Source organism: Pseudarthrobacter sp., assembly GCF_036675385.1.
Taxonomy (GTDB): Bacteria; Actinomycetota; Actinomycetes; order Actinomycetales; family Micrococcaceae; genus Arthrobacter.
The window spans coordinates 1-8,827 of sequence record NZ_JAKFFD010000168.1 but is presented as its reverse complement, the minus strand read 5'-3'; the positions used below and the strand labels follow the sequence as shown (position 1 = coordinate 8,827).

Sequence of the window (8,827 nt, the reverse complement as noted above, 5' to 3'; positions counted from 1 at the left end):
TTGAAGCCTACGCAGCAGGCCTGCAATTGCGGGACGTTGATCCCATCCATTCGTTCACGGCGACGGAGGAGCTGCGCCGCCAGGACCCCAAATACGTACAGCTCTGGCCCAGTGACATACCCCACAAGAGGCGCTGACTGGATCCGCACCGGCGACGGTGGCTCCCGGCGGTAAAGCGCGACGGCGACTCGCCGCCCGGCGCGTGCGCACCGCCGTCGGGCGTTTTCCCATGCCCCAATCCGCTGTAATGCAGGGCCGTCTGGCCGCCCCAGTACGGTTCAAAGCCGTGTCCTCAGGTAAGTTAGGGGGTGGTGAAATAGAACAAAATTTCCAAAAAAATCAGCCGACCTCCAGGGAGACGCCCGCGCATGTCCAAGATTATCTATACCCACACCGACGAAGCGCCGATGCTGGCTACTTATTCGTTCTTGCCGATCATCGAGGCGTTTGCTTCGACCGCAGGTGTGGAGGTGGAGACCCGTGACATTTCGCTCGCAGGCCGCATCATCTCCGTGTTCGGTGACTACCTCACCCCGGAACAGCAGATCGGTGACGCCCTTGCTGAACTGGGGGAACTGGCAAAGAAGCCGGAAGCCAACATCATCAAGCTGCCCAACATCAGCGCTTCCATCCCGCAGCTGAAGGCCGCCATCGCCGAGCTCCAGGGCCAGGGCTACAACCTGCCGGATTACCCGGACAACCCCTCCTCGGATGAGGAAACGGCCGTCCGTTCCCGCTACGACAAGATCAAGGGCTCCGCTGTGAACCCGGTCCTGCGTGAAGGCAACTCGGACCGCCGCGCGCCGCTGTCCGTCAAGAACTATGCCCGACAGAACCCGCACTCCATGGGTGCGTGGTCTGCGGACTCCAAGACCAACGTGGCCACTATGAGCAAGGACGACTTCCGCGCCAACGAGAAGTCCGTGGTTATCGAGTCCGACGGCACCATCGCCCTCCAGCTGGTCCGCGAAGACGGCTCGGTTAAGGTCCTGAAGAAGGCCTTCCCCGTCCTGGCCGGCGAGGTTATCGACGGCACTGTTATGCGCGCCGCCGCGCTGGACGAGTTCCTGGCAGCCCAGGTAGTCCGCGCCAAGGAAGAGGGCGTGCTGTTCTCAGCGCACCTGAAGGCCACCATGATGAAGGTCTCGGACCCCATCATCTTCGGCCACGTGGTGAAGGCCTACTTCTCCGAACTGTTCGAGACCTACGGCAAGCAGCTCACCGCCGCCGGCCTGAGCCCCAACAACGGCCTTGCCGCCATCCTGAGCGGCCTTGAGGAGCTTCCGGAGGACGTCCGTGCAGGCGTGAAGGCGCTCATCCAGAAGGGCCTCGACGATGGCCCGGCCCTGGCCATGGTGGACTCTGACAAGGGCATCACCAGCCTCAACGTGCCCTCCGACATCATCGTGGACGCTTCCATGCCCGCCATGATCCGCTCCTCCGGCCACATGTGGGGCCCGGACGGCCAGGAAGCCGACACCCTGGCGGTCCTCCCGGACAGTTCCTACGCCGGCATCTACCAGGTTGTTCTGGACGACTGCCGCGCCCACGGCGCCTTCGACCCCACCACCATGGGCACCGTCCCGAACGTAGGCCTGATGGCCCAGGCCGCCGAGGAATACGGCAGCCACGACAAGACGTTCGAGATCCAGGAAGCCGGCACCATGCAGATCGTGGACGGTTCCGGCGCTGTGCTGATCGAACACAAGGTCGCCCCGGGTGACATCTGGCGCGCCTGCCAGGCCAAGGATGCCCCCATCCGCGACTGGGTCAAACTGGCCGTCACCCGCGCCCGCGCCTCCAAGACGCCCGCAGTTTTCTGGCTGGACGAGACCCGCGCGCACGACCGCAACCTCATTGCCAAGGTCAACGAATACCTCAAGGACCACGACACCGAGGGCCTGCAGATCGAAATCATGTCCCCGGTGAAGGCAACGGCATTTACGCTCGAGCGCATCCGCAAGGGCGAGGACACCATCTCCGTCTCCGGCAACGTGCTCCGCGACTACCTCACGGACCTGTTCCCCATCCTGGAACTGGGCACCAGCGCCAAGATGCTTTCAGTTGTTCCGCTGATGAACGGTGGCGGACTCTTCGAGACCGGCGCCGGCGGATCGGCCCCCAAGCACGTCCAGCAGCTGCTCAAGGAAAACCACCTGCGCTGGGACAGCCTGGGTGAATTCCTGGCTCTGGCCGTCAGCTTCGAGCACCTGGCCACTACCACGAACAACGCCCGCGCGCAGGTCCTGGCAGACACCCTGGACAAGGCGACGGGGACCTTCCTGCTGGAAAACAAGTCCCCGAGCCGCCGCGCCGGCGAGCTGGACAACCGTGGCAGCCACTACTTCCTCGCACGCTACTGGGCCGAGGAACTGGCCAAGCAGACCGAGGACACGGATCTGGCGGCATCCTTCGCGGCTGTGGCCAAGGAGCTTTCCTCCAACGAGGACACCATCGTCAGCGAACTGGCCGCGGTACAGGGCTCAGCGGTGGACATCGGCGGTTACTACCGTCCGGATGAGGCCAAGGCCTCGGCCGTGATGCGTCCGTCCGCCACGCTGAACAAGGTCATTGCGACCCTGAACTAAGCGGAACCGAACCAAAGAGGCGGCGCCCCGGGAAACCGGGGCGCCGCCTTTTTCGTCCAGTCGACTTCGTCTAGTCGATGGGACCGGATGAAGCGCAGGCGGGTTAATACGTGATGTGCCGTCCACCCGCACTCAGTCGCCGTCCTTGCCTTTGCCTCTATTTCCCTTGTCGTCTGTGGGCGCGGGAGCTACCGGCTCGGTGGCTGCTTTTTGGGCCGCATCGGCGTCTGCCTGCCTTTGCGCTGCGGCAGCGTCCTCTGCGACCTTCGCTGCTGCTGCGTCGGCTAGGGCCTTGGCCGCCGTCAGGTCTGCCCGGACGGCAGTGGCGGCCGTCGTGATGCTGCGCCGGCGTTCCTCGGAAACCTGCCCGGTCCGCGCAGCGGACGCGAGGTCGGCCTCGAGGCTATCCAAAGCTGCCAATCCGCCAGCGGGGTCATTAGTCGCTGAGGCCTGGGTGACGCCGAGGACTCGTTCCTGGAGTTGGCGGGCGGCATCACGTTGAAGGCCGGCCTCAGCCGGACCGCACGCTGCCAGTGAACCGGCGAGCAGAACTGCTGCTGCAGCTGTCAGGCATTTGGCAGTGGCCGAACGCCCACGGTGCTTTGGTGCAGGGCTCATGGTTCCACGCTCTCCTGAAGTTCCTTGAGGTGGTCGCCCAAGGTGCCGGTGACGGCGGGGTAAGGAACGACGTCGGGCGTTGGCTGAGGTGCCAGGCCCAAGGTCAGCGCCGCCGCGGCTGCTCCAGCGGCGAGCACGCCCAGTGCGGTGACCGTCCAGAACCGCCTTCCGGCGTGGCGGAGACGAGACAAGCTCGGAACCCAGCCCCGCGCGTCAGGACCGCGGGTGATGTCCAGCTGGCCCTTGCTGGACCGGACTACAGGCAGATCTGATTCCGCGGTGATGGCGATGGACGGCGGCCTGAACGGCATGGCCGGGAGTACGCGGGTTGTCTCCGTCGCGAGCTCGCCCGGTGCGGACACGGGTGACACCAGGGCCTGACGCAGAACGGATTCAACATCGGACGCGACGGGACGTTCCAGCGGTTCGATGGCAGTCATTGAACGGATCAGATCAGCCCACTCCGCCGGAAGGTCAGCGGGGATCTCGGGTGCCCGGTGCAACCTGGCCACTGCGGATTCCACGGCGCTGCCCGGGAACTCAACGGTTTGCTTGATGCATTCCAGCAGTACCAGACCCAGCGAGTAGATATCCGTGGCGGGCGACAGGGGAGAACCCATGGCCTGCTCCGGACTGAGATATGCGGCCGTCCCCACCATGGTTCCCGTGGCGGTCAGCCGTGCTGAATCCGCCATCCTGGCGATGCCAAAATCCGTGAGTTTGGGTCGTAAAGGTTCGCCCGGACGGATCTGGACGAGCAGGATGTTCCCGGGCTTGATGTCGCGGTGGATGATGCCCAGGCTGTGCACGTAGGCCAGCGCGTCAGCTACGCCTGCCCCGATGACTGCAAGCTCGTCCAAGGGAACTGCACTGTGCCTGATCCGGCTGCGGAGGTCCTGGCCCTCCACGAGCTCCATGGTCAGGAACGGCCGAGGTTGGTCCAGGACACGGGTATCGATGCCTGCATCGAACAGCGTGACCAAGCTGGGATGGTTGAGCGTTGCCAGCAGTTGGATTTCGGCTTCCTGGCGCCTGAGCTCATTGGCATCCGGTGCTTGTGGGGCAAAGAGCTTCAGGGCGACATCCCTGCCCAGGTTTTCGTCCCGGGCGCGGTAGACGGATGACATGCCGCCGCGGCCGATTATGTCTGCCAGCCGATAGCGTCCGCCGAGCATTTCATTCTTAATTGAGCTAGGCGAATCCGCCACCATGACCAGTTCCTCCCGGTGCGCTGCGGCACTATTCCTGCTCAATAATACCGGCCGGTAGGGCATCCTTTGAGCCGTCTGCCGGCACGCCGGCGGCCCGGCTAAGAAGTGATTGGGACTTTCTCAGCCGGACCTCCGGTCACAAGGACAAGTGCTGGTAGTTGAGCTCTCTGGTGGGCCACCTCCTATCCGAAAAGTTGGCTAAGCCGCGAACGGCGGAGCCGGTGCGTTGACGGGTCTTAGCCGTCGCAGTCCGTTGACTGCGGAGTCCGCTAGGCCTTCCGGCGCCGCTTGAGCATCAGCAGTCCGGCAAACAGCAGGATGACGGCCAGAGGGATCAGTGAAGCATCCATGCCCGTCTTGGCCAGGGCGGCGGTGCCGCCCTGGCCGGAGGTGTTGCCCGTGGTGCTGCCCATGGTGTTCGCGGCAGCAGATACTGAACCCGTGGCGGTGCCGGCGGGAATAACACTGATACCGGTCGTGCCACCGCCCGTGGTGCCGGTAGTTCCGGTTCCCGGGTCGGTGGTGCCGGTCGTTCCGGTACCTGGGTCCATGGTGCCGGTCGTTCCGGTACCTGGGTCCGTGGTGCCGGTAGCTCCGGTTCCCGGGTCCGTGGTGCCGGTCGTTCCGGTACCTGGGTCCGTGTCACCCGTCGTGCCGGTTCCTGGGTCCGTTGTGTCTGTACCGGGCATGTCCGTACCAGGGGTTTCAGTACCTGGGGTTCCACAGCCATCGCCGCCGCCGATGATGACGCATGCATCAAGAGCAACATTCGCGCCGTCAAGAACGCCGGACGTGCCCAGGCCGAGGTTGATATCGGCCGCTGCGGCGACGGCGCTGCTGCCGTTGCCGTTGGTGTTGCCCAGGAGGTTGTCTCCGAGGTTGACGTCTACGACGGCGGCGACGTCGGCGGTGGTGTCGTTGGTGCCGTTGCCGTTGGTGTTGCCCAGGAGGTTGCCTCCGAGGTTGACGTCTACGACGGCGGCGACGTCAGCGGTGGTGCCACTGTCGTTTGTATCGCCGAGGATGCCATTACCGAGGCCGAGGTTGATGTCGGCCGCTGCGGCGACGGCGGTGGTTCCGTTGCCGGTGGTGCCGTCGAGGACGTTGTTTCCGAGGCCGAGGTTGATGTCGGCTGCTGCGGCAACGTCGGTGGTGGTTCCGCTTCCGTCGGTGCCGGTCACGGTGCCGCTGCCCAGCCCGATCGCGAGGTCGGCTGCAACGTCAGCCGTGGTTCCGCTCCCGTCGGTGCCGCCAAGGCCGAGGTTGACGTCGACCACAGCGGCGACGTCAGCAGTGTCCGACTGCGTTGAGCCACCCAGCAGGCCCAACGACGTCGTATCTGCGGACGTCGCCGCTGAGACCAGTGCGGAGGCCGTGAGGTCCGGTCCGCTGGTTGTGTCGGCGGCGCTGGCCGCGGTGGCGCCGAAGGCTAGTAGCCCACCGGCAAAGAGGGTGCTAAGCAGCCCCCTACGAAGGTTGCAATTCATGGTGTTGTCTCCTGAAGAGTTGATTTGGGGCGCTGTTCAGCGCCTTGAGGCCGTGTTCTGCCCATGAAAGGGCAGGGGGGCTCAACTAGTCAGGAGAGGAACCGGGGTCGAATGACACCGGCGAGGGGACATGCTGAGGTGATCCGCTGACGGGGAAGGCTCCCGAAAGCGGCAGGTTGAAACCGAACTCGTCCAGCCAGGCAGCAGAGCCTGAGACGCCGGAGGGCGAAGCGCCGCTCCCCACACCCGAAGCAGGTCCTGCCGGAGCTGGAGCCGGAGGCATGGACGGATCGACTGTCCACGTATTTCCGGGCGCAAGCGGGAGCGTTCGTGCGCTGGTCTTGGCCAGCGCGGACGACGCGCCAGTGGCGGCCCGAAAGTGGTCTGCAGCGTTGGTGGAGCGGCCCGGCGCATCATCGGCGCTGTGTTCAGCACCTGCAGTTGGTCCCGCGGCGGCATCCGTAATGGTGGAGGCCTCACCGGCGACGGCAATCCCGTCAACGATCAGGTCGGGCAGCGTGACCGGCACGGCCGCCACGGTTGCATCCACCAGATCGACCACGGGCTGCAGCACGGGTTCAAGAACGGGGACCGCTTCAGCGAGTGGCGGAGCGACGGTCTCGATCAGGTCATCGGCAGCCGTATCGACCACTCCGGCAACCGGGACGGCCACGGAAGTGACGGTGCCAGCCGGAACCACGCTGCTCACTACGGGTAGTGGGGCTATCAGGTGGTCAGCCGTGCCTGCCACCCTGCCTACTACGGGCTGCAGCAGTCCGGCAGGGGAAGGAGCAGGGGACGCGGCCTCAGGAATCGGAGTTTCAGCACCGGACAATGGGGCCGTAAGGGACGAAACAGATGACGCTACGCCACCCAGAACGGATCCTGAATCTCCCGAAGAGTCTGCTGTCGCGGCTGAAGCGGAAAGCGTCAGCCAAGTGGCGGTCACCGCACCTGCGAGGAGAAGCGGCCGGAGCGCACGCCACGGCGAACGGAATTTAGCCATGCGTACCACCCCCAGCATCGTTGAGACCTACGATTTCATCAGCGTAGGACTCGCGCGTGCAGGAAGTCTAGGGAAACTGAAAATAAATCCAGCAAGCTTACTAATTTGTCACCCAGTCATCGATAACCGAAAGATGACTGTCAAGCTTGTTTACAAAAAGTCATAGACCAAAAAAGTCAGTGGGCATCATTGGGGTAGCTGACGCCCAGCTGCCCGCGCACTCCGTCAAAGAGCCGCATGGTATTGATGGAATCCTCCAGCGGCATAACGGGGCTCTCGGTGAGCCCCTGCTGGATGCAGCGTGTCACCTCGCGCAGCTCGTACGTATAGCCGATGCCGACGACGTCGAACGCCTCCGTGCGCAGGCCCTCGCGCCCGATGCCGATCACTAACTCCCGCGGATTGTTGATGGAACCGACACTCTGGAGGTAGCCCAGGCTGCCGGCCACGGTGGCAGTCCGCGGACCGTACGCCAGGAGCGAGGACGTCAACTGGGCCTGGGCGCCATGGTTGTAGCCGAGCGTCAGCGCATTCTGGGCGTCCACGCCGTCGTCATTAATGAAGCCGGTGGCACTGACGGTCTGCGGGAACCCCAGCGTTCCCACTGCCCACAGCAGGGGGTAGACCGAGATGTCCAGGAGGGCGCCGCCACCGTCCTGCCTGGCCCACAACCTGGACGTCGGGGAATAGGGCGCGGGAAAACCAAGGTCAGCAGTCACCCAGTGCACGTCCCCGAGCTCCCCGGACGCGGCAATCTCGAACGCCCGCTGCATGCCCGGGAGGAAGCGGGACCACACTGCCTCCATGAGGAAGAGCTTCCGCTCCCTGGCAAGCGCGACGAGCTCGCTCGCTTCCCTGCCGTTGATGGTGAATGCCTTTTCGCACAGGACGTGCTTGCCCGCATTGAGCGCAGCGAGCACAATCTCGTGGTGCTGGGCGTGCGGCGTGGCGACATAAACGACGTCCACCGAGTCATCGGTGAGCAGGCGCTGGTAGCCCGGCACGCCGTCGTCGTCCCCGTAGGCCTTGGCGAAACCGTAGTCCGCCGCGAAACTCTCCGCAGTGCCCTGTGCGCGGGAACTGACGGCATAGAGCTCGGCGTCTGGGAGTAGTGCCAGGTCCTGCGACACTGACCGCGCGATCCCGCCGGTGGCTATGACGCCCCACCGCAGGCGTTTTCCGGTGGCAGACCGGGGATCCGGATCGGACTGGCTGGACAGCCACGGTGTGGCAATGGGCGCACTCATGGTGCCCATCCTCTCATTCAGACCAGTGCGGGCGTCAGACCAAGGCGCGTCGCGCCGGTTCTTCCGTCAGCCGGCCCTGCTGGAGCCTGAAGCGGCGGTCCGTCTTGTTGGCCAACGCCTTGTCGTGGGTGACCACGAGGATGGTGGTGTTGTGGTCACGGCTGAGCGAGCTGAGCAGTTCGATGATGTGATCGCCCGTCTGCTCGTCAAGGTTGCCGGTGGGTTCGTCCGCGAGGATCAGCTTGGGTTCGTTGGCCAGCGCCCGGGCAATCGCCACGCGCTGCTGCTCGCCGCCGGACAGCCGGTTGATGCGCCGCACCTGTTTCTCCGGGTCCAGCTGCACCTGCTCCAGAAGGTCCGTTGCCCGCTGCCGACGCTCTGTCCTGCGCATCCCCGCGAACTCCATGGGCAGCATGACGTTGTCCATCGCCGAAAGATTCGGGATCAGGTTGAACTGCTGGAAAACGAACCCGATATCCCGGCGCCTGTACTCGGTCAGCTTGTCGTCCGGCATCCCTGCCAGGCTCACGCCGTTGACGACGACGTCTCCGCTGGTGGGTTTGTCCAGCGCACCGAGGAGGGACAACAGTGTGCTCTTGCCGCTGCCGCTTTTGCCGACGATGCAGGCCAGCGTGCCCTGCTCCAGTACAAAACTGACGTCGTTGACCGG

At 64.6% G+C, this 8,827-nt stretch carries 7 protein-coding genes; 1 reads left to right on the top strand and 6 read right to left on the bottom strand.

The window, feature by feature from the left end:
• The first annotated feature begins 368 nt into the window (after positions 1-368).
• The gene (locus V6M49_RS14800; protein ID WP_332761702.1) at positions 369-2,588 is read left to right on the top strand and encodes an NADP-dependent isocitrate dehydrogenase; all 2,220 of its coding nucleotides are present in this window, start codon (positions 369-371) and stop codon (positions 2,586-2,588) included.
• A gap of 132 nt (positions 2,589-2,720) precedes the next feature.
• On the opposite strand, the gene V6M49_RS14795 is transcribed toward V6M49_RS14800, so the two are convergent.
• The 6 genes from V6M49_RS14795 to V6M49_RS14770 form a co-directional block, all read right to left on the bottom strand.
• Positions 2,721-3,206, bottom strand: a complete 486-nt coding sequence (locus tag V6M49_RS14795; RefSeq protein ID WP_332761700.1) for a hypothetical protein — start codon at positions 3,204-3,206, stop codon at positions 2,721-2,723.
• Positions 3,203-4,417, bottom strand: a complete 1,215-nt coding sequence (locus V6M49_RS14790) for a serine/threonine-protein kinase (RefSeq protein ID WP_141139810.1) — start codon at positions 4,415-4,417, stop codon at positions 3,203-3,205. The genes V6M49_RS14795 and V6M49_RS14790 overlap by 4 nt, the downstream gene beginning before the upstream one ends.
• A 269-nt stretch (positions 4,418-4,686) precedes the next feature.
• Entirely contained in the window at positions 4,687-5,904 is a 1,218-nt protein-coding gene (locus V6M49_RS14785) for a hypothetical protein (protein WP_332761698.1), read from the bottom strand.
• 85 nt (positions 5,905-5,989) lie between these two features.
• The gene (locus V6M49_RS14780) at positions 5,990-6,613 is read right to left on the bottom strand and encodes a hypothetical protein (RefSeq protein ID WP_332761696.1); all 624 of its coding nucleotides are present in this window, start codon (positions 6,611-6,613) and stop codon (positions 5,990-5,992) included.
• A 473-nt stretch (positions 6,614-7,086) separates the two neighbouring features.
• Positions 7,087-8,157 (bottom strand): Gfo/Idh/MocA family protein, encoded by a 1,071-nt coding sequence (locus V6M49_RS14775; RefSeq protein WP_332761694.1) that lies wholly within the window; start codon positions 8,155-8,157, stop codon positions 7,087-7,089.
• Positions 8,158-8,191: 34 nt separating this feature from the next.
• A partial coding sequence (locus tag V6M49_RS14770) for an ABC transporter ATP-binding protein (RefSeq protein ID WP_332761693.1) occupies positions 8,192-8,827 on the bottom strand: 636 nt, incomplete at its 5' end.